The 21,009-nt window shown below is 47.8% G+C and carries 18 protein-coding genes and 1 tRNA gene; 7 read left to right on the top strand and 12 right to left on the bottom strand.

Annotation, left to right across the window (positions count from 1 at the left end; translation table 11 throughout):
- Positions 1 to 16: 16 nt before the first annotated feature.
- Positions 17 to 1,309, bottom strand: a complete 1,293-nt coding sequence (gene aroA / locus WA407_RS21970) for a 3-phosphoshikimate 1-carboxyvinyltransferase (RefSeq protein WP_061828990.1) — start codon at positions 1,307 to 1,309, stop codon at positions 17 to 19.
- Positions 1,310 to 1,578: 269 nt separating this feature from the next.
- On the opposite strand from aroA, the gene WA407_RS21965 reads away from it, so the two are divergent.
- Positions 1,579 to 1,884: a rhodanese-like domain-containing protein gene (locus WA407_RS21965; RefSeq protein ID WP_336078365.1), complete on the top strand. Its 306-nt coding sequence runs from the start codon at positions 1,579 to 1,581 to the stop codon at positions 1,882 to 1,884.
- Positions 1,885 to 2,131: 247 nt separating this feature from the next.
- Here the strand turns inward: WA407_RS21965 and gndA are convergent, their stop codons facing one another.
- Entirely contained in the window at positions 2,132 to 3,538 is a 1,407-nt protein-coding gene (gene gndA / locus WA407_RS21960; protein WP_028540540.1) for an NADP-dependent phosphogluconate dehydrogenase, read from the bottom strand.
- Positions 3,539 to 3,711: 173 nt separating this feature from the next.
- The gene (locus WA407_RS21955; protein ID WP_165177417.1) at positions 3,712 to 4,311 is read right to left on the bottom strand and encodes a hypothetical protein; all 600 of its coding nucleotides are present in this window, start codon (positions 4,309 to 4,311) and stop codon (positions 3,712 to 3,714) included.
- Between the two features lie 279 nt (positions 4,312 to 4,590).
- Here WA407_RS21955 and WA407_RS21950 point away from each other — a divergent pair, with 279 nt between their 5' ends.
- Complete coding sequence (locus WA407_RS21950) at positions 4,591 to 5,223, top strand: YktB family protein (protein ID WP_336078364.1); 633 nt, start codon at positions 4,591 to 4,593, stop codon at positions 5,221 to 5,223.
- 25 nt (positions 5,224 to 5,248) lie between these two features.
- Here WA407_RS21950 and WA407_RS21945 read toward each other — a convergent pair whose 3' ends face one another.
- On the bottom strand, positions 5,249 to 6,532 hold the full coding sequence (locus WA407_RS21945) for an MFS transporter (protein ID WP_336078363.1): 1,284 nt from the start codon (positions 6,530 to 6,532) through the stop codon (positions 5,249 to 5,251).
- A 187-nt stretch (positions 6,533 to 6,719) separates the two neighbouring features.
- On the opposite strand from WA407_RS21945, the gene WA407_RS21940 reads away from it, so the two are divergent.
- A complete protein-coding gene (locus WA407_RS21940; RefSeq protein ID WP_061828985.1) occupies positions 6,720 to 8,195 on the top strand; it encodes an aminotransferase class I/II-fold pyridoxal phosphate-dependent enzyme in 1,476 nt (491 codons plus the stop codon).
- Positions 8,196 to 8,303: 108 nt separating this feature from the next.
- On the opposite strand, the gene WA407_RS21935 is transcribed toward WA407_RS21940, so the two are convergent.
- Both WA407_RS21935 and WA407_RS21930 read right to left on the bottom strand, forming a co-directional pair.
- A complete protein-coding gene (locus WA407_RS21935) occupies positions 8,304 to 8,609 on the bottom strand; it encodes a DUF1292 domain-containing protein (protein ID WP_061828984.1) in 306 nt (101 codons plus the stop codon).
- Positions 8,610 to 8,688: 79 nt separating this feature from the next.
- On the bottom strand, positions 8,689 to 9,246 hold the full coding sequence (locus tag WA407_RS21930; RefSeq protein WP_013310940.1) for a hypothetical protein: 558 nt from the start codon (positions 9,244 to 9,246) through the stop codon (positions 8,689 to 8,691).
- Between the two features lie 200 nt (positions 9,247 to 9,446).
- Between WA407_RS21930 and WA407_RS21925 the strand changes: the two genes are divergently transcribed.
- The gene (locus WA407_RS21925) at positions 9,447 to 10,205 is read left to right on the top strand and encodes an MBL fold metallo-hydrolase (protein ID WP_336078362.1); all 759 of its coding nucleotides are present in this window, start codon (positions 9,447 to 9,449) and stop codon (positions 10,203 to 10,205) included.
- Positions 10,206 to 10,326: 121 nt separating this feature from the next.
- On the opposite strand, the gene WA407_RS21920 is transcribed toward WA407_RS21925, so the two are convergent.
- Both WA407_RS21920 and WA407_RS21915 read right to left on the bottom strand, forming a co-directional pair.
- Positions 10,327 to 10,563 carry a DUF3892 domain-containing protein gene (locus tag WA407_RS21920; RefSeq protein ID WP_336078361.1) on the bottom strand — a complete coding sequence of 79 codons (237 nt, stop codon included), beginning with the start codon at positions 10,561 to 10,563 and terminating at the stop codon, positions 10,327 to 10,329.
- An 86-nt stretch (positions 10,564 to 10,649) separates the two neighbouring features.
- Entirely contained in the window at positions 10,650 to 11,093 is a 444-nt protein-coding gene (locus tag WA407_RS21915; protein WP_069289898.1) for a GNAT family N-acetyltransferase, read from the bottom strand.
- Positions 11,094 to 11,234: 141 nt separating this feature from the next.
- On the opposite strand from WA407_RS21915, the gene WA407_RS21910 reads away from it, so the two are divergent.
- A tRNA-Val gene (locus WA407_RS21910) sits at positions 11,235 to 11,306 on the top strand.
- 215 nt (positions 11,307 to 11,521) lie between these two features.
- On the opposite strand, the gene nirD is transcribed toward WA407_RS21910, so the two are convergent.
- Complete coding sequence (nirD, locus tag WA407_RS21905) at positions 11,522 to 11,851, bottom strand: nitrite reductase small subunit NirD (protein WP_061828981.1); 330 nt, start codon at positions 11,849 to 11,851, stop codon at positions 11,522 to 11,524.
- Positions 11,852 to 11,863: 12 nt separating this feature from the next.
- Entirely contained in the window at positions 11,864 to 14,296 is a 2,433-nt protein-coding gene (nirB, locus tag WA407_RS21900) for a nitrite reductase large subunit NirB (protein WP_254329788.1), read from the bottom strand.
- A 444-nt stretch (positions 14,297 to 14,740) separates the two neighbouring features.
- Here nirB (WA407_RS21900) and WA407_RS21895 point away from each other — a divergent pair, with 444 nt between their 5' ends.
- Together WA407_RS21895 and WA407_RS21890 are read left to right on the top strand one after the other, a co-directional pair.
- On the top strand, positions 14,741 to 15,343 hold the full coding sequence (locus WA407_RS21895) for an ANTAR domain-containing response regulator (RefSeq protein WP_061828979.1): 603 nt from the start codon (positions 14,741 to 14,743) through the stop codon (positions 15,341 to 15,343).
- Positions 15,344 to 15,362: 19 nt separating this feature from the next.
- Positions 15,363 to 16,436 (top strand): anthranilate phosphoribosyltransferase, encoded by a 1,074-nt coding sequence (locus WA407_RS21890; protein WP_254329789.1) that lies wholly within the window; start codon positions 15,363 to 15,365, stop codon positions 16,434 to 16,436.
- 123 nt (positions 16,437 to 16,559) lie between these two features.
- Here the strand turns inward: WA407_RS21890 and nasC are convergent, their stop codons facing one another.
- Positions 16,560 to 18,740, bottom strand: coding sequence for an assimilatory nitrate reductase catalytic subunit NasC (gene nasC / locus WA407_RS21885; protein ID WP_336078360.1), 2,181 nt, complete (start codon positions 18,738 to 18,740; stop codon positions 16,560 to 16,562).
- Between the two features lie 82 nt (positions 18,741 to 18,822).
- A complete protein-coding gene (gene nirB / locus WA407_RS21880) occupies positions 18,823 to 20,997 on the bottom strand; it encodes a nitrite reductase large subunit NirB (RefSeq protein ID WP_336078373.1) in 2,175 nt (724 codons plus the stop codon).
- Positions 20,998 to 21,009 lie beyond the last annotated feature (12 nt).

Genomic DNA, 21,009 nt, shown 5'->3' with positions numbered 1-21,009 from the left:
GCATCTTCGTTTGTTTTTATTTTACCCATTCTACAGAAGCACCAAGCGTCGTTAGATGGTCAAAATACTGCGGATACGATTTGGCGACATGATGTGCATCCTTGATTACTAGCGGCTTCTGTGCGCGCAAACCTACAATCGTCAAGGCCATAATAACACGGTGATCAAAGTGCGCGTTAATTTCCACGCCACCTTCGACACCCTCCGGTCTGCCATGTACGATAATTTCTGCTTGACGTTCTTCTACCCGAGCACCAGCCTTGGTCAGCTCATTCAAATAATCGGTAATGCGGTCACATTCCTTATACCGTAAATTCTCCACGTTATAAAAACGGGACGTGCCTTCAGCAAATACAGCCGCAGCCACCATTGCAAGCACAGCGTCTGTTGCAGCATCACCGTCAAACTCAACAGCTTTCAATCGGCCATTGCCCTTCACAACGACGGTATCGTTCTCATGTGTCAGTGGCACTTCCATCATACGCAGCACATCTACAATAGCGCGTTCTCCCTGTTTGCTCTGCTCTTTAAGACGATGGATGGTAACATCGGAATTCGTTACTGCAGCCGCCGCCAGCACCGCTGCACTCCCTGGATAGTCTCCCTGTACCGTATACGTACGTGGCTGGTAGGATTGCCGCCCCGGGACACGGAAAGACATGTAATCATCGCTTGCATGAATGATAATACCAGCCTCTTGCAATACCTCCAGGGTCTGCCCAATGACCACCTTGGATTTCAAATCATGCAGCACTTCGATTTCACTGTCTTCCTCCAGTAAAGGCGTAAGGAATAGCAGGGCGCTCAAATATTGTGAGCTAACCGAGCCGGATACCTGAATTTTACCGCCCTTCGCCTGACCACCCTGAATACGAATGGGCAACTTACCTTCACGATGATCTACTTTCACGCCCAGTTGCCCCAGTGCATCGATTAAATCATCATGTGGTCTCTTGCCCAATGAGTCGGGGTATGTATTAACAAATGTAACATCCGGACATAGAGATGCAATACCCATCAAAAAACGGAGCACCGCTCCTGCGTTTCCCACATTCAATTCCTTCACAGCTTGAGGATGGCTACCAAAACCTGTAATCACTATTTTTTCATCATCCTCTTCCAGTACTGCACCCAGATCGGCGATACAACGTCGCATAGCATCACTGTCTTCACTATGGGCTGGATAATAAATGGTACTTTGTCCCTCAGCAAGTGCCGCAGTGAGCAGATAACGAGTAGTGTAGTTTTTGGAGGACAGGGCCCCAATCTCTCCTTGCAAGGAAGGGGTAGGTCTAACGATAACATCCATAATGTACATGCTCCTTTTCGATTCAAACCATCCTATTTTACGTTAATTATACAAGTTGTAGCATTCATTTCTCCACCCAAAAAATAAGAAATATTAATCTAGGTCCCCCAAGTTGAATTCCGTCGGTTAATTAATCTTTATCTGCCTTTAGGATTAAGCCGATTGACAGCCTAGAGATAGCTTAGCTATCATACATAGAGTGTGTGTGACATTTTGCACACGTCAAAAACATACGTAGCACCCAATATATATCAGAAAAGAGGTCCGGCATGACGCAAATCGCCCTGATTGAACCTTCTGAGTTGCACGCACGTCTGCAAGCAGGAGAGCAATTGCAATTAATCGACGTCCGCGAAGCGGAAGAAGTAGCGGAAGGCATGATTGAAGGTGCCAAGCACATTCCGCTCGGACAGCTTCCGGGTCGTCTTGAAGAAATTGAACGCACCGGTGAAATTATCTTTATTTGCCGGAGCGGTTACCGCAGTGAACGAGCCTGCGAATATCTACAGCAGCTAGGTTATGAAGGCTGTACTAACATGACTGGCGGCATGCTGCAATGGTCACAGGAGCAATAGAAACCTACTTAACAAAAGAGACGGGAACCTTCTCGTCTTTTTTGTTTTGACTCAAAGCTTAGACGCGGTAATGCATTAAAATATTTTGTCCCTATCATACCATAGCGCCAAAAGATTACACAATCCTCTACTGCCATCATAATCGTATCCATAATTATAAATTAAAAAACGGAAGCTTCTTCTACCCATAGGGCAAAAAAGCTTCCGTTGTATTACATGATGCTATTCATGCATATCCGTCCGTTCATTAGAACCATTGATGATGGAATACGCCTTCTTTGTCCACACGTTTGAACGTATGGGCACCGAAGTAGTCACGCTGTGCTTGCAGCAGATTTGCTGGCAAACGCTCAGTGCGGTAGCTGTCATAGTATGCAAGCGCGCTGGAGAAGCCAGGCACTGGAATACCTTGGGATACAGCCACGGAAATCACTTGACGCCATGCATCTTGATACGTTTCAACTACATTTTTGAAGTAAGAATCCAGCAACAGGTTTTTCAAGGCAGGATCGCGGTCATATGCATCCTTGATGTTTTGCAGGAATTGCGAGCGGATAATGCAACCGCCGCGGAAGATCATAGCGATTTTTCCGTATTTCAAATCCCAATCATATTCATCGGAAGCTGCACGCATTTGAGCGAAACCTTGAGCATAGGACACGATTTTACTTGCAAACAGTGCTTTACGTACACTTTCAATAAATTCTTTTTTGTCGCCGCTGAAGGACTCAGCATTAGGACCGCTCAGCACTTTACTTGCCGCAATGCGCTCGTCTTTCATAGCAGACAAGAAGCGGGAGAATACGGATTCGGTAATCATGGACAATGGCACACCCAGATCCAGCGCGCTTTGGCTTGTCCATTTACCTGTACCTTTTTGACCAGCAGCATCCAAGATAACGTCTACCATTGGCTTGCCTGTTTCAGTATCGTACTGGGAGAAAATGTCAGCTGTAATTTCGATTAGGTAGCTGTCCAGTTCCCCTTTATTCCATTCCGTGAAGATTTCATGAAGCTCTTCCGCATTCACATTCAGGACTGATTTCAACAAGTGATACGCTTCACCGATCAATTGCATGTCGCCGTACTCGATACCGTTATGCACCATTTTTACATAGTGACCAGCACCGTCAGGACCGATATATGTACAGCAAGGGTCGCCTTCCACTTTAGCAGAGATTGCCGTTAGAATCGGCTCTACCAGTTTATAGGCACTTTCTTGTCCACCCGGCATGATAGCAGGACCATTCAAGGCACCTTCTTCACCACCGGATACGCCTGTACCAATAAAGCGAAGTCCTTTTTCCTCCAGCTCCTTGCTGCGGCGCTGTGTATCAGGGAAGTAGGCATTGCCTCCGTCTATAATAATGTCGCCCTTGTCCAGATGAGGCACAAGCTGTTCAATCGTGGCATCTGTTGCTTTACCAGCTTGAACCATGATCAGGATTTTACGGGGGGATTCCAATGAGTTCACAAATTCTTCAATAGAGAAAGTACCCGTCAGTTTTTTACCTTCTGCTTCTTTGATAAGATCGTGCGTTTTTTCTGGAGAGCGGTTAAAAACCGAGACGGTGAAGCCTCTGCTCTCAATGTTAAGGGCTAAATTCTTACCCATTACCGCCAGGCCGATCACACCAATTTGCTGTTTTGCCATCTGGTTCCTCATCCTTTGCAACATATTTTGTCTTCTATATCGCCGCTTTACCGCATTACACTTTATGTGAATCGGAACACGTGCACTTCTATTTTAACGTTTTTGATGTAAGAAGTGAACCCCTGTCTATTCACAGATCAAAACACCTCATTTACATGAGGTGTTCAGATGTACTACGCTTCCATCATCAGTAGTTGGTGGGATAGCGTTTGCAGGCGTTCATGGCAATTCCCGATTTTAGCCTTATCTCCGTCTGTCATCGCTATGAACAGCTTCTCCAATTCATCGTCCACTTCCATTTTAAGCAGCAGCAGTCGGGTTTCTCCTTCATTGGAAGCGTACATATCCTCCATTTCCTGTGCGGACAGCACCGGCCCCTTCTGATAAATGACACGCTGCTTAAAGCCTGTAACCTCGACCAGACGAATGACCTCACCAAACAAAATATTTTCTACCAAAATATGATGATCCTTGACTCTTTTGACAATGGCATGACCTCGGGTGCTTCCAATCAGCTTCTCCAACCACTCAGCCAGCTTGGCATCGCGGATTACATAATCTCCAGCCAACTTGTAGTGTCCTGTGCGCAGCTGTTGAAACCGGAGCTTCACCAGCTTGCGCCCGGTTCTCACCGACAAAACCAGGTACGACTCATCCTCGCTCCAGTACAGCGAATACCCTTCCGATATCAAATCCTTGATCAGATTATGGATATGCCGACGGCTAAACCGGAGCTCTAGATTGCAATATTCTACCTCACAGCCCTTGTTCACGGCATTCCCTCCTTTTTCAAGTCCGATTCAAGAAGTCCGGCTACAGCAAGCCTGCGGCTTTCCCGCTTGATCTTCCCTTGCTCTATTTTATACTTCATTTTATGTAAGGGTACTTGGTTATTTGACCTATTTTTATGAGTAACAGCGAACAATCCTACTTTTGCCTTATATGCTTGTTTCAAACCTAGTCTAAAGTCGGCCAAGCCCAGCGGCATTATGCTATAATTGGACATATTACGCCACACGTTATGGCTTAACCCAGTTACAGGAGGAAAAGGAATGACATTTAGTGGATTTACTGCAAAGGACTTCGATGTTTTTGAAATACCGGGATTGGAGCCTCGTATGGAAGTGCTGATTCAGCAGGTTCGGCCCAAGCTGGAGGTAATTGGCGAGGAATTAGCCCCATTTCTGACGGACTTATGTGGAGAGCCTATGCACGTTCACGTCGCCAAGCATGCACGACGCAAAGTCAATCCCCCCAAAGATACTTGGGTAGCCTGGGCGGCAAATAAGCGCGGGTACAAGGCGCTGCCGCATTTTGAGGTAGGTATGTTCGCTTCCCACCTATTCGTTATTTTTGCAATTATTTATGAAAGTCCTAACAAAGCTACATTTGCCCAGGCACTCGAAGCCAATCTGAGCGATGTGCGCTCTAACCTGCCTGATCATTTTTACTGGTCCATGGATCATATGGCTCCGGAAGGCACAGAACAACAACATATGGATAATGAAGATTTTCAAACGATCATCCATAAGCTGCAACAGGTAAAAAAAGCGGAGGTCATGTGTGGAATCCGTATTGACCGAGAAGATCCACTTGCCAGCGACGGGGCTGCATTATTACAGGCAGTGCGTTCTACCTTTGAGCATTTGCTGCCGCTGTACCGAATGTCTTTCCCGAAAGAGTAGCCCTCGCCGCTTTTCAAGGCGCTGTTCAGGCCTCCACAGTCTTCCTGCGTGGATTGCGCGCCAGAGCCAGGTGGCAGCCAAACATGAGCAGCATCACGACCCCACTGATGATAAATGGAGCGGTGTGTCCGACACGGTCCCATAGCACTCCTGAAACGAGCGGGCCTATAACCATGCCGGAGCCTTGAAGTGTTAAAAAAAAGCCCCACACCGTTGCTCGCTCGCTTTCCGGAATCAATCGGGCAAGAAAGGTGTTCCATGCAGGCAAAATGAGCGCATATCCCAAACCGATAAGCGCCACGGATACAAACACCAGCGGAATAGATCGAACGATTGAGAAGAAAAACAGCGTAATTCCGGCTAGCAAAAAGCCAACATGTAGAAAATACTCCGTTCCAAGTCTGTCGACCAACTTGCCACAAGGGATCAGTGCCAGCACAGTCACCCCACCGCCTGCAATCAGAAGCACGCTGTACAGGTTTGGTGAAATCCCGAGGTCCGTCCGAGCGTACAGCGTCAGTACGGGGCTGATCAAACCGATAACAAAAGACTGCAAAAATAGCGCCGGGTAAATTAACGGATTGACGTTAAGCTTTGTTTTGAGCACAGCGATCGTCTCCTGGATTCCTTTCAGAATTTGCTGTTTCTGCTTTGTGTACCCATCAGACGACACTAGAGCGCTCTGTTCGAGGTCACCTTTATCAGGAGACCTTTTCGGTCCTGGCAGCATAAGAGCAACCAACAACAATACAATACTGCATCCTATCAAAATCATGAACACCATGCCGTAAGAGTGCCCATAGTGGGATATGGCAAAGTTCATAATGAGCGGACCCAATCCCGTTCCACCCATAGACGCAATTTCCAGTGTGCCCATCGCCGCGCCATTGCTGTTATTAGGTCCGGACATTTCGGTCGTTCCGGTCATAACACAAGGCCAGAGCGGAGAAGTACCCAGACCGAGCAGCAGACACGCAACGACGAGCCACACGGGATCTGTCAATACGCTCAGCATAATAATCGCTACAAGCGTAAACAACAGTGCGGTCGACATCGTTCCACGGTAGCCGAGCCGCTCAGCCATCCAGCCCGCCGGTGCCCGGAACGCATTGTCTCCAAAATACTGAAGTGAAAAGGCCAAACCAATAATCCCGGCCGACAAACCAAGCGTTTCTCCCATATATACCGGCAGGATGGATACCAGAAGAGATCCTTTCATAAATTCGACCAGAAATACCAAAATCCACAATTTGGTAAAAAAAGGAGTCCACCACCGTTGCGAAGCTTTTTTTCTTCCTATTTGCCTCATCTAATCCACTTCCTCCACCTTCGTTTTTTGGCTGTATAGACCGGGTTCTCAGCCTACTCCACTCTTTCGCAAATAAATGCGCCCTCAATCGCTTGCATTCCTACTTCAAACTGCTATACTCAATTTTGTTCTATTATCACTTGCACAGGATTGTCGAAATCCTGCACGAAAGGTTGTGACAACACTAATGAATCAAAGCAACACCCCGCTTTTTACTGCTTTGAAAAAGCATGCTCAGAGCAACCCGGTTCAATTTCACATCCCAGGCCATAAAAAGGGAGTGGGAGCTGATTCGGAATTTCGCGAATTTATGGGGGATAATGCCTTTTCCATAGATATGATCAACATCGCTCCATTGGACGATCTGCATCAGCCATCAGGCGTCATCGAAGAAGCTCAAAAGCTTGCAGCAGAGGCCTTCGGAGCTGATTATACGTACTACAGTGTACAGGGGACAAGCGGAGCCATCATCACCATGATTATGTCGATTTGCATACCTGGTGATAAAATTATTGTACCCCGAAACATACACAAATCTATAATGTCTGCCATTATCTTTGCTGGTGCAAAGCCGGTATTTATTTCTCCAGTCAGTGATGAGAATCTCGGTATTCACCACGGGGTTACAACCAAGTCCGTACGCCGGGCATTGGAACGTCACCCTGACGCCAAGGGCGTCCTTGTTATCAACCCGACATATTACGGTGTGTGCGCCGATTTGAAGGAAATCGTAGATCTCGCTCACAGCTATAATGTGCCGGTCCTGGTCGATGAGGCTCATGGAGTACTGATTCATTTTCACTCTGATCTACCGATGTCCGCCATGGAGGCGGGAGCAGACATGTCAGCTACAAGCGTTCACAAGCTGGGTGGTTCCTTGACTCAAAGCTCAATTCTGAATGTAAATACGAAAAACGGATACGTTAACCCACAGCGTGTACAAACGATTTTTAGTATGCTGACAACAACGTCGACTTCGTATATTCTGCTGGCTTCTTTGGACACATCCCGACGTAATTTGGCCCTTAACGGTCATGAAATTGCACAACGTGCTCTGGAATTGGCTGAATATTGTCGTTCAGAGGTCAACAAGATTGAAGGGCTATATTGCTTTGGCAGCGAAATTCTTGGCACGGAAGCCACCTATGATTATGATCCAACCAAAATTACGGTTCATATCCGCCATTTGGGCCTTACCGGATACGATGTGGAAAATTGGCTGAGAGATCACTACAATATCGAGGTTGAGCTTAGCGATATGTACAATATTCTCTGTTTGGTGACCCCCGGTGATACCAAAGAGGAAATTGAAATTTTGTTGAAAGCTCTGCGTGAGCTGGCTTCTCTGCACTATTCCACAGGTCAGGAGCATGAGCTAGTTGTAAAGATACCGGATATCCCTCAGCTCTCCCTCATTCCAAGAGACGCTTTTTATGGAGATACGGAAATCGTGCCTTTCAAGGAATCTGCAGGTCGCATTATTGCAGAATTCATCTATGTGTATCCACCTGGTATTCCGATCTTACTGCCAGGAGAAGTTATTTCGCAGGACAATATTGATTATATTGTTGATCATGTAGAAGTAGGCCTGCCTGTTAAAGGACCTGAGGACCGAACAGTACATCAGGTGAAGGTTATCGTCGAAACTGACGCTATTTCATAATATTGAACTGTCTACACATGCTTAAAAAACATGTTGATAGTCAAGAAAAAAAGCCCCCGTTCGGGGGCTTTTTTTTCTTAAAGAGCTATACAGCTGCTACATCCAATTCTATTCGTATTGGGCAACAAGCTCGCTATATGCAGCTTCTACACGTTTCCACTCATCTTCGTCCTCAATATTGTAAAGCACCATTTCTTCGTTTTCTTCTTCCATACGAAGAATAATGCCATCCGCTTCAGGATTGCCTCGCTCAAGCAGAAGAGCATAAATGTGATCTTCTACGTCAAAGGTCTCTACCAGCACCATTTCTACATCTTTACCATTTTCATCAGTTAGCGTAAGAACCATTTCTTCATGTTCGTGGTCATGATCGTGGTTGCAGGCTTCACCGTGTTCATGTTTGTGATCACTCATGGAAATACCTACCTTCAAATTGTTTTATTTTCCCCCGTATCGTAACATGATCAAGGGTGCAGGTCAATTTGTGGTATGCCTAATTTATCGCTGTAATGACTTTTTCGGACACCAAGGTATAGCTGCCGTCTTTGCTCTCTTTAATATAGAAACCAACCCGGTAATTCCCTGCTGTTTTGAAATCATACGTAAAGTCGTTCGTACGGAACCAGAAGTTATCCTTTTGCGCTCCTTTGATATCTTGAGACTGAATATCCTTCACGTTGCCCGAAGGGTCGGTGATCGCTACCTTCACTCCGGAGATATCTGTTTTCAAGGTATCAATTTGACTAAATACATTAAATTTCACTTTATTGCCTTTATTCACGTTACCAAACACAGTATCTCCTTTGAACAGGAACATATGCACATTAGGCTGGTCGAAAACAACTTTTCCACCGGATGGATCAAAATTGACAAGTCCGTTAAAATCACGGATGGGCACATAGGTTTTCCCATCAATGACAACTGCACCATCTTTTGACACTTCTCCATTAATAATCAACTGCACTTGGTCCTTGGCGGATTCCGCCGAAATGGCGGTCCCTCCCATTATTGAAAAGGCCATCATCAGGGCCATCACTCTTCTCCATTTCATAACTACTAATCCCTCCATCGTCATCTGTTTAAAACCTTCTGTCGTACATTTATACCTAGCTCAGCCGCACAAGTTGCGCTGTGTTTCACAAATTGTCCAAAGTTTTTACATAAGGAGCCAAATCTTTAGTTCCGGTAGCATAGGTGATAAAATCGACTGTAGAATGTCCTAGTACACAAAGTCTGGAGGATAAATCCATAATGAGCCTAACGATACAAATGCTTGGCACAGGCAGTGCGTTTGCCAAGCATTATTACAACAACAACGCGCTGCTGGACAGCGGAGAAGGCAAACTGCTGATCGATTGCGGTACAACCGCTTCTTTAGCATTACACCAAATGGGCGTCCCTTTGCCTGATATTGACGCAATTTTAATCACACATATTCACGCAGATCATGTCGGAGGTTTGGAGGAATTCGGTTTTCAAATGAACATTCTCCATCGTCGCAAGCCTCTACTTTATATTGCCGAACCACTAATTTACCCTTTATGGGAGCATACACTCAAGGGTGGAATGTCACAGCAGGGTATGATTGACAAGCTTGAAGATGTATTCGAGGTAAACGTAATAACGCCTGGTGTACCCACTACATTAGTATCCGGTATTCAGGTGGAGCTAATCCCTACAAGGCATATTCCTGGTAAAAACAGTTATTCCATATTCATTAATGACCGCCTTTTTTATAGTGCAGATATGGTTTTTGACCCTGATTTGCTTCATCATCTGGTGCATGAACGAGGATGTCGGAGTATTCTCCATGAGGTTCAATTACAAGGCGCTGGAGAAGTCCATACGACATTGGACGAGCTGCTAAGCTTGGCGCCATCTCTTCAAGAACGGATTCATCTAATGCACTATAGTGATGATATGGAACAGTTCAGGGAGAAGGCAGGAGTCATGTCCTTTCTGGAGCAGCAACGAGTATATCAACTTACAGAGTTGGAACGTGCAGAGTAGCATGCTAAATACAGCTTGAATAATTAACAAAAGCCGCCTGACTTTCCTACAAAGGATAGCCAGGCGGCTTGCTGTTCTTGAATATAATGATGAACTTGCATTCTAATGTTGCGAGTTAAGGTCAGAACAATGGCAGTTGATCCAGGTTATTAGAAGGATCTCCATCGGCATCTCCCCGAATTCGTTTGCTTCCATCCTTGGCCTTGAACACGTTAACGCCTGCAATTGAGCCTGCCTCAATCTCATTCAATGCTTGGCTATAATCTAAAATCCGACCGGTAGATGTCTGAAAAGATGTAAGGTCGCCATCCCCGTTTTTACGTACTGCTATAATTTGCTCCCGTTCTGTATTAGCCATGCTGTATCGCTCCTTATCCATAGTATAGTGGAGGAACTTTTACTAGCATGCACATTGTACAGATTTGTATGCACTTACGCTGTCGACTACAACTTTTTACGCATACGTACATGCGGTATTCCCGCATCGTCAAAAGGTTCATCGGAGATCGTCTCATAACCGAGCTTTTCGTAAAACTTCTCGGCTTGACATTGGGCATCTAGTAGCGAGTATCTTAGCCCCAATTCACGTGCACGTTCCTCCAGTGCTAGCAGTAATACACGCCCATAGCCTGCGGCACGATGCTCCTTGAGGACGGCAATACGTTGCATTTTAGCTGTATCTTCCTCATAGTATGTCAACCGACCAGTGGCCACCATTTCACCATGTTCACAAATTAGCAAATGATGGGCCGTATCTCCCAGCTTGTCATAATGATCAACTTCTAAATCGAGAGGCACTTTTTGCTCTTCGACAAACACTTTGGTACGGATCGATATTGCCTCCTGTAGCTGCTCCTCTGTTGTTACACTTATAATTTCTGCGGCCATCATCTGTTCCCCCTATCATTAATTCCAGATTGCAAACTCACTAAATTCGAATTATATATATAAATGCTCATGAAGTACAGGCTGACTTCTATTTTTCCACTTTACATATATGGTTAATACATGATATTATCTAGTAACCGCAGGACGGTAGCTCAGCGGGAGAGCATTATCTTGACAGGGTAAGGGTCATGGGTTCGATCCCCATCCGTCCTATTCGTCAAAAGCCTTGATACTCAAGGCTTTTTTGTTTGTCTCGAGATAAATCCAGTTATCCTGTGAAAAGAAAATAGGTTATTGACCAAAATTTAGTCAATAACCTATTTTTCAATCAAAATGATGCCTACTTCTTCAACAAAGCCTTTCACCTTGATCCTTCTATTATATAGAAGAAAAAAAGCAGAACCTCCAGCACAATACGCATAGAACTCTTAGATTACGATATAAACCTCCCCGCTCTCACTGTCAATCTCCGTGGGGTAAGCAGTCACACATCCAGTATCCGGCTCTTGCACCTGGCCAGTGGAAAGGTCAACTTTCCAGTCATGGAGCGGACAATGGATCGCTGAGCCACATATCATTCCTTCAGATAACCGTCCCCCTTTGTGCGGACAACGATTCTCAAGCGCATGCACGCTGCCATCGCTCAGACGGAATACAGCTATCTCTGTATTATGAATGCGAACTGTCCTTGCTCCACGTCGGTCAATTTCGTTCAGATCAGCTATTCTGATTCTGTTGGTTGTCGTATTAGTCTCCATTTTGTCAGCCCCCTATTCCATTACTGGCTTAAGTTCCGGCAGTTGCACAAAATTTTTGCGCAGCTCTTCGTTGTGAATAATTTCGTGCCACGGATCAGTCGTCGTGCTTAACGTCTCCTCAATTCTGGTCACCAGTTGCTTCCTCGTCTCTGCATTCGCGAGTGCCTGTTTGATGGATTCAACTCCGACCCGTTCCACCCAATGGGCTGTGCGTTCGTTCCAATTGGCCTGCTCGCGATAATACTGCAGATAGGCACCGGTCCATTCCATCACTTCATCCTCAGTTTTAACGGTACAAAGCAGTTCAGCTGCCCGAACCTTAATACCGCCGTTACCTCCAACGTAGATCCCCCATCCACCGTCAATAGCAACGACGCCCAAATCCTTGATCGTCGCTTCAGCGCAGTTACGCGGGCAACCAGATACAGCCAGTTTGACTTTGGATGGCGCATTCAGACGTTCAAATGCCTTTTCCAACCGGATGCCCATACCCATAGCATCCTGAGTGCCAAAGCGACAAAAGGTGTTACCTACGCACGTCTTAACCGTTCGCAGCGTCTTTCCATAGGCATATCCAGACGGCATATCCAACTCAGCCCAGATCCCCGGCAAATCCTCCTTCTTCACACCAAGCAGGTCAAGGCGTTGGCCCCCCGTAAATTTCACCAGAGGCACATTGTATTTCTCTGCGACAGCAGCAATTTTCTTCAAGTCGGCAGGTGAAGTAACTCCTCCATAAATGCGGGGCACGACAGAATAGGTGCCATCTTTCTGTATATTGGCATGGTACCGTTCATTCGTGAATCTGGATTCCTTCTCATCCTCATAATCCAGCGGCCATAGCATACCTAGATAATAATTGAGGGCCGGTCGACATTTAGTGCAACCTTCCGGTTCGTTCCAGCCCAGCACATTCATCACTTCTTTGACGCTCTTCAATCCCATCTCCCGAATGCCATCAATGATCGCTTCCCGGTCAAGCGTCGTACAACTACAAATTCCCTCTTTCAGCGTTTCTCCGGCTTCTGCGCCTGCGTATAGCTGTAAGAGTCCCTCCACTAATGGCTTGCAGCCGCCACATGATGCCGATGCCTTTGTGCATGCCTTAATCTCCCCGACACTCCGGCAGCCAGCCGCAACCGCCTCTCCAATGTCACCCTTGGATACACCATTACATCCGCATACAATTTCGTCATCAGGCATCTGCTCTAGCATCATGGCGCCACTAGCTTCAGGTTGACCGGGATTGAAGCCAAGTAATAACTCTTTCTCTCGGCCAACCACCGACTCGCCACTTTTGATCAAAGAAAACAGCATGGCTCCGTCAGACGTATCCCCAAACAGAACAGCTCCGATCAGTTTTTCTTCCTTGATCACGATTTTTTTGTAGACGCCGCCAATATCATCCTGATACCGCAGGGAACGTGTTCCCGGTTCATCCTTGTAATCCCCTGCTGAAAACACGTCGACACCCGATACCTTCAACCTTGTCGAGGTAACAGAACCACTGTAGCCGGGAATCTCCATTCCCGCGAGCCGCTGAGCCAGTACACCACCTTGCTCATATAATGGAGCAACCAGCCCGTAAGTGATTCCCCGGTGTTCTGCGCATTCGCCAACGGCGTAGATTCCAGGGATATTCGTTTCCATGTAATCATTTACGATGATGCCGCGGTTTACAGGGATTCCCGCCGACACCGCCAGTTCAATGTCTGGTTTGATGCCTACCGCCATAACGATCAGATCTGCTTCCAGCTCGCTGCCATCGGCAAATTTCAACCCTTCCACGCGGCGACGCCCCGTAATAGCCGCCGTCCGCTTATTGACCAGAAAAGTCATTCCCTGCTCCTCCAGCTCGCGCCGTAGCATAAGGGAAGCAGCCTCATCCAGCTGCCGATCCATAATATATCCGTTAATATGAATAACGGTGACGTCCATCCCCAAGTTAAGCAGCCCCCTAGCTGCCTCTAGCCCAAGCAATCCGCCGCCGATGACGGCTGCTTTTTTGTGCGTCTTTGCCGTCTCCATCATCGTTTCACAGTCACGAATATCCCGAAAACCGATAACACCTTCCTTGTCGGCTCCTGGAAGCGGCAGAATAAAGGCTTTAGAACCCGTTGCCAACAACAACAAATCATAAGAGATGCATACGCCGGAGCGCGACGTCACCTGCTGCTTTTCCGTATCGATAGCGGTGACAGGATCATCGGTATACAATCGAATATTGTTGTCTTCATACCAACTCCAGTCGTTGATGACAATATCCTGCAAACCAGCCCCTCCCGCCAGAACGGAGGACAGCATGATCCGGTTATAGTTTGGATGGGGCTCGGCCCCGAATACCGTAATTTCATAGCTACCTGGTGCAAGCTTCAGCAAATGTTCGAGAGTGCGTATTCCCGCCATTCCGTTGCCGATCAACACTAACTTTTGGATATCGTTCATCAGGTCACTCCCCTTCCATTTGTATCCTTAAAACATAAAAAGCCTGCTTCACATATGGGGATTCAAAATATCCCTCACATGAGAAAACAGGCTCCATTGCCGTTTCATCGAATACGCCGTTGTATCCATCAGAGTATGGAATTAAAAAGTACTGTAGCTAATATATAATGGTTCAAATGATATGTCAACATTCCTTACGCAATATCTTATAAAAAATTATATTTTATCACCATGTAACATATCTATGACGTATAAAATATCACTCTCCTACAAAATTAGGATTGATTTTCAGAACAAAACACGCCAAAATGGTTTAAAAGTCCGTTTTAATTTGATGATGGTTAAAAAAATAAGCTGACAGATAAAATTCCATGTCATATTTGTTATCAATGAATACCATCCCATCCCTAACCACCCTTCATGTTACAGAGAGGAGGAGCCCGCTTGCGTTCCTTGTTGGTAATTCACTTACATTCTGACCATGTATCTGAGCAGACACACGCCGTTTCCTCATGGCAGGCAGGACCTGAGTACCTTTTAGAGTCCAACGGATACCTAACTCTGCCCTGCCGCAATGAATCCGAAATCAAACAGCTAATCCTTAATGCAGATGCGGCGGTACTAAACATACCTGTCGGCACTATCAGCATATGGAGTGATAGGCTGGAGCAAGCCAAAGCGGTCCCATTGCTCTGGTGGTGCAGCGCAGAATCAGCGCTATCATCGACAGAGGCTTGTGAAGCTGATGTCACTGTCGATGGCATTCTAACCCCTTCAATGGCAGCCCATGAACTGAATTGGGCTCTTCATTTTAGTGCCAAACGCTTTTTTGAACGCCAGCATTGGCAAAGTGAACGCAAGCAACTGACCGCTCGACTGGAAGAACGCAAATGGATTGATATGGCCAAAGGAATACTGGGGGAAGTAAACGGCATCCCGGAAGCGGAAGCATACGATGTGCTACGCAAAAAAGCAATGAACGAACGCAAACGTATCGTTGATGTGGCCATCTCCATCGTCAAAGCACAGCAAATGCTAAAAGCATAAATCTGAAAGGGGCCTGAACATGAATATCGTTGAAATATTAAAAGAAGTGGGTCGTGGCAAAAGAGGCGCCCGAGATCTGAATTATGCCGAAGCCGAAGCTGCTGCCGAACTTATTATGACCCAGTCGGCAACCCCTGCTCAAATCGGAGCTTTCTTTGCCGCGGAGCGCATTAAAATGGAGAGCGTTGCCGAGCTGGAAGCATTCGTAAACGTCTGCCGTAAATATACCCATCGCTTCCCGATGCAGGAAGGTATTGATTTTGCCGGTCCGTACGATGGCAGGAAGTCATCGTTTATCACCACCTTCGCAACAGCCTTCGTACTCGCCTCATGCGGAATACCTGTAACGATGCATGGCAGCGCACCTCTCCCTCCCAAATGGGGGGTTACGCTACCGCTTTTACTGCAGGAAATGGGGGTTACGTCCAGGAACATGACACGCGAAACCGCCATTCATGCCGCGAAGCTGACTGGTGTACTATTCATAGCCTCCGAACAATGGTGCGCGCCCCTGCGAGATCTGCGGTCCATTCGCGAAGAGCTGGGGCTTCGCACGGTGCTGAATACTGCCGAGAAACTGGTTGATTACGGTTCTTCCCCCTATATTGTATTCGGCGTTTTCCACAATACTGTGTTCGAGAAGACGGCGAAACTCATGCAAAATCTCAATTACCGCAGGGCTCTGATCGTCCAGGGGAGCGAAGGATCGGAGGACCTGTTCATCGATCGACCGACCCGGACTTACCTGCTTGCTAACGGCGAGGTGTCACTACAGGTTATTGATCCAGAAATGTACGGGCTGGATTCGGTGGTACCAGAGCATAACTGGACCCCCGCTGAACAACTGCGCATTACGGAGGAAGTGCTACAAGGTACAGCTTCTATAGCCTTTTCGAATCAAGTGTTACTCAACAGTGCGGTCCGACTGTTCGTTGCAGGACGAGTCGACTCCATAGAGGAAGGTTTGTATACCTGCAAACCGCTGCTAGAAAACGGGGACGCCTGGAATTTGTATAAACAATGGCGGGAAGCTATGCTCAGAACAGAAATAAAAACGGGAGCAAACATATCCGAAACCCGATTGCAATTATAATATCGGCCTCACGCAGTCTGTGATTGCAGGCCAATAACTGTCCAACCCAAAAAGGCCAGCCCTCATTCATACAATGAGGGCTGGTCTTTTATGCAAAGAAGAAGTCACTTACTCAGTCCTGCTCTAGAACTCAGACCATCCCCCATTATCTGCACTTGTTGCAACTGCAGCCAGATGAAGGGGACGAATACGTACAGCTGCCGTTTTGAAGCCAGGCATCCGGCAGAACGGATCAAGATCGGGTCGGGTCGCCCGATTTACATTTTGTATCCCACCCCAATGCATGGGCACGAAGAGCGTGTCTTCGCGGATATGTGGTTTGATCCGGCTGCGGACAGTGAAGCTGCCGCGCTGTGATGCTATTTCTACCCACTCCCCGTCCCTGATATGCCAGCGTCGCGCTGTCCGCGGATGAATTTCCACATAATTTTCAATCTCTCGCGCGGCCAGCGACGGACTTCTGCGCGTTTGTGCACCGGTCAAATAATGAGCCAGTACACGGCCGTTCGTCAAAATAAGCGGATACTCCTCTGATATCCCCTCTCCTGCTCCACAGCTTTCAACCACCGTAAAAACAGCCTTTTGATCGGAATGGGCAAAGGTTTCCCGAAACATCGTATCCATACCGGCTCTGTCCGTAGACGGGCATGGCCAATATACTCCTTCTTCACGACGCAGCCTGTCATATGTGATCCCATAATAATCGGCAGGACCGCCCCGACTGGCAAGCCGCAGTTCTTCAAAGATATGCTCAGCATCCTCGTACGAGAAATAGCTTCCCTTGTTTAGCTTTGCAGCTAACTGACACAAAATGTTCCAGTCATCTCTAGCCTCGCCCGGTGCGGGCCTCGCCGCTTCCCGTAGCAGAACGCGGCCCTCCAGATTGGTCATCGTCCCTGTATTCTCCAAATAAGACGTCACAGGCAAAACAACGTCGGCCATCCGCGCGGTTTCAGTGAGAAACATATCCGCCACAACCAGCAGATTCAGCTTTTTGAGGGCTTCCTCCACCAGCCGGACATTCGGATTAGATACAACAGGATTAGAGCCCATCACGAACAGAGCTTGGATTTCTCGCTGATGAATAAGCTCCATCATTTCATATGCGGACACCCCTTTTCCCGGCAAACTGCTTGGTTTTACTCCCCACACGGACGCCACATAGGCTCGATCCTCTTCATTCTCAATTGATCTGTAACCAGGAAGCTGGTCAGCCTTTTGGCCGTGCTCTCGCCCCCCTTGCCCGTTTCCCTGACCTGTGATAGCTCCATAACCGCATCCTTCCCTTCCAATCTTGCCAGTGGCCAGCACCAGATTAAGAAATGCACGCACCGCCATATGTCCATCTGTCTGCTGTTCGACACCTCTGGCCGTAAAAACGATGCCAGTCTCCACACTGCCAAAGGCACGTGCTGCCTGCCGGATCATTTCTACCTCAATTCCGCACAACGCAGCCGATTCGTTCAGATCCACACCCTTCAAATGAATCAACAGCTGGTCATAGCCGTTGGTCCGCTTGCGGATAAACTCTTCATTCGCAAATCCTTCATCCACGATGACCTTTAGCATGGCATTGACCAACACTGCATCCGTACCCGGCTTGATTTGCAGGTGCAAATCGGCGGCCGCCGCCGTTGGTGTCGCGCGCGGGTCAATCACGATGACAAACGCGCCGTTTTCCTTCGCCTCGTGAAAATAAGGCATTAACGTCGGCTGGCATTCAGCGATATTTGTACCTGCGAGTACAATACAACGAGCTAATGGAATATCAGCCAGTCTGCAGGTCAGTCCGCGATCAACGCCAAACACTTTACTACCAGCGGATGCCGCTGCCGACATGCAGAAGCGCCCGTTATAATCGATATATCGCGTACCTACAGCCACTCTTGCAAATTTACCGAGTAAATAGGCCGTTTCATTGGAGAGTGAACCTCCACCGTAAATTCCGATTGCATCGGCACCCTGTGTGGACAGTAGCGTAGAGAAACTGCTAGCTATAGTATCCAATGCCTCCTCCCACTTGACGGGAACAAGTTTGCCCTCTTTGCGTATGAGAGGCTGTACCAGCCTTTCCGCATGAGTCGCATGCTGATGCGCATTCATTCCCTTGATGCACAGCCTACCCTGCGAGGCTGCATTAGGCTTGCCTTCCGCGTTATACACTGTACGGATGATACCCGCGAGTGTCTCTGTACCCGTGCTAACGGTCATCTTACATTGCACGCTGCAAAACGGGCACTGCGTATCCATTACTGACGATACATGTAGCCCAGCTTCCGGTTTGCTTTCTCCTGACTGACACATCAAAGTCACCTCCCCTTCGCCATTTTTCGTAATTTTATTGTCTGCACACGCTAGATATATCCCACAACTCCAACTCAACCCGTCATCCTGTCAGCATTGTGGTCCGTAGGCTGCCCGCCAGTTCACTTCGAAGAGCAGCATCAAGCACACTTTCCCGTAGCGCCATAACGCCAGTCCTTTCAATCCACTCCCACATTTTCTCCCCGTACCGGGCACTATGTCGGTATATTCGCAAGCAAACTGCAGCCAGCAAGACCGCTTCTGTCGGGTCCTCCTCCAATCCAAGCAGCTGCCCCTGGCGAACCGGATGCTCTGCATGACCACCGGCATAAACCTCCCAGCCTGCTGGAGATCGGGATATTCCAATATCGTGGACAAGTACACCTCCGGGATACTCCGATCCAGGACAAACAGAAACTGTAACCAACGAGGGCAATGCAAGACTTCCCCATAAAGTTGCCAACCGCTCTCTTAGCCAGGCTACTTCTACAAAAGTCTGATCCATCAGGTCCGACTTAACAAAAGCCTGATTCTCGGCATTTAGGTTCGTAAAGCGCAGGCCCGCAGAGGGAGCTTCTCCTCCACACTGCGGTGTGACCTGAACCGTAACACCAGAACTTAATGAATTTGTCGCAGATCTGTCGCGCAACCCGAGAGATTCCAAGTAATAAAGTACAGCCGGACGACATAATTCACACCCCTGCTGTCTGGTCCAACCGAGACGGGACACTACTTCATCTGGAGTCTGACATGCTGTGTCCACCATAGCTGTTTTAAGCGAATCATGATCGTAATGCGTACATCCACATACAGGGAAAACTTCTTGGGCGGTGGGAGTAACTACAGGTCCGGAAGCTGTCGATCGGGACAAACTATTTTTGACCAGTGCAGCCACCAGCGGCCGACAGCCCCCACAGGAACCGGATGCTTTGGTCCGGCTTTTCACTTCTTCCACCGTCTTCAGCTTATCCGTGGCAATCGCTCGCAAAATAGCCCCCTTACTCACGCTATTGCACGCACATACCGTTTCCTCTTCCGGGAGTGCGGCTGCCGCATCCTCTGCTCTGCTCACGCTGTTATCCCGGGATGTAAGCTCTGTAGCGGGCGCGCTGCGCCGTACCATTCCGAGTAGCGAGGTACTTTCAGATGTATCTCCGAACAAAATGGCGCCAGTGACAGCACCGCCGTGCATCATTACTTTTTTGTAAACCTCCAGCATCCCGTTATATTCCATGACTGCTGTCTCGTTTCCCTCTTCGCGAATGTCTCCTACGGAAAATAGATGAATTCCCGCTACCTTGAGCTGCGCATACGGAACCGTCCCTTCATAGGGAGCCGCTTCACGCCCACAAATAACTTTTGCCAGCACTTTGCCCTGCTCATATAGTGGCGCCACTAGCCCGTATGAAATCCCGCGATGCTCAGCACATTCGCCGACGGCATAAATACCGGGAATACTCGTGCGCATATAATCATCCACGACAATGGCACGGTTTACGGTCAGACCGCTGTCCTGAGCTAATTCGATATTCGGTCGGATACCAACCGCCAGCACAACCAAATCCGTTTCCAACCTGTTCCCGTCCGAAAACATCAATCCTTGCGCCCTGTTTCGGCCTATGATGTTGACCGTTTCCTTCGCCAAATGAAACCTCATGCCCTGTTGTTCCAGCTTTCGCTGCAGAAGCATAGCCGCCGTCCGATCAAGCTGACGGTTCATAAGATACTGCGCATTATGAACAACCTCAGTTTCCATCCCTAGATTCAACAGGCCTTGAGCGGCTTCAAGTCCTAACAGCCCCCCTCCGATAACTATGGCCTTACGGTATGCTTTGGCATATCTTTCCATGGTTTCACAATCATTCACATCACGAAAAGCGATTACCCCCTGTTTTCGAGCTCCGGGAATGGGCGGCATGAAAGGCAATGAGCCCGTTGCCAATATGAGCATGTCATAAGGTTCTTTGATGCCGGATTCCGTTTCCACCATCCCGGCTGCAACATCAATACGACAGACGCGTTCACCCGCGTACAACTTTACCCCGTTCTCTTCATACCAGTCCCAGTCATGGGTAACGATGTGCTTAAATGAGCTCTCCTCCTGAAGCATTTTGGACAGGAGCACTCGGTTGTACCCGGGACGGGGCTCTGCACCAAATATCGTGATTTGGAACCGCTCTGGCTCCAGATCAAGTATTTCCTCCACACATTTGATGCCTGCCATACCGTTACCGACGACGACCAGTTTTTTCATCATATTAAACCAGCC

Origin of the sequence: Paenibacillus sp. 203 (assembly GCF_037027525.1) — a bacterium.
GTDB lineage: Bacteria > Bacillota > Bacilli > Paenibacillales > Paenibacillaceae > Paenibacillus > Paenibacillus polymyxa_B.
The sequence above is the reverse complement of the archived record's forward strand: the minus strand, read 5'-3'. Positions and strand labels throughout refer to the sequence as shown.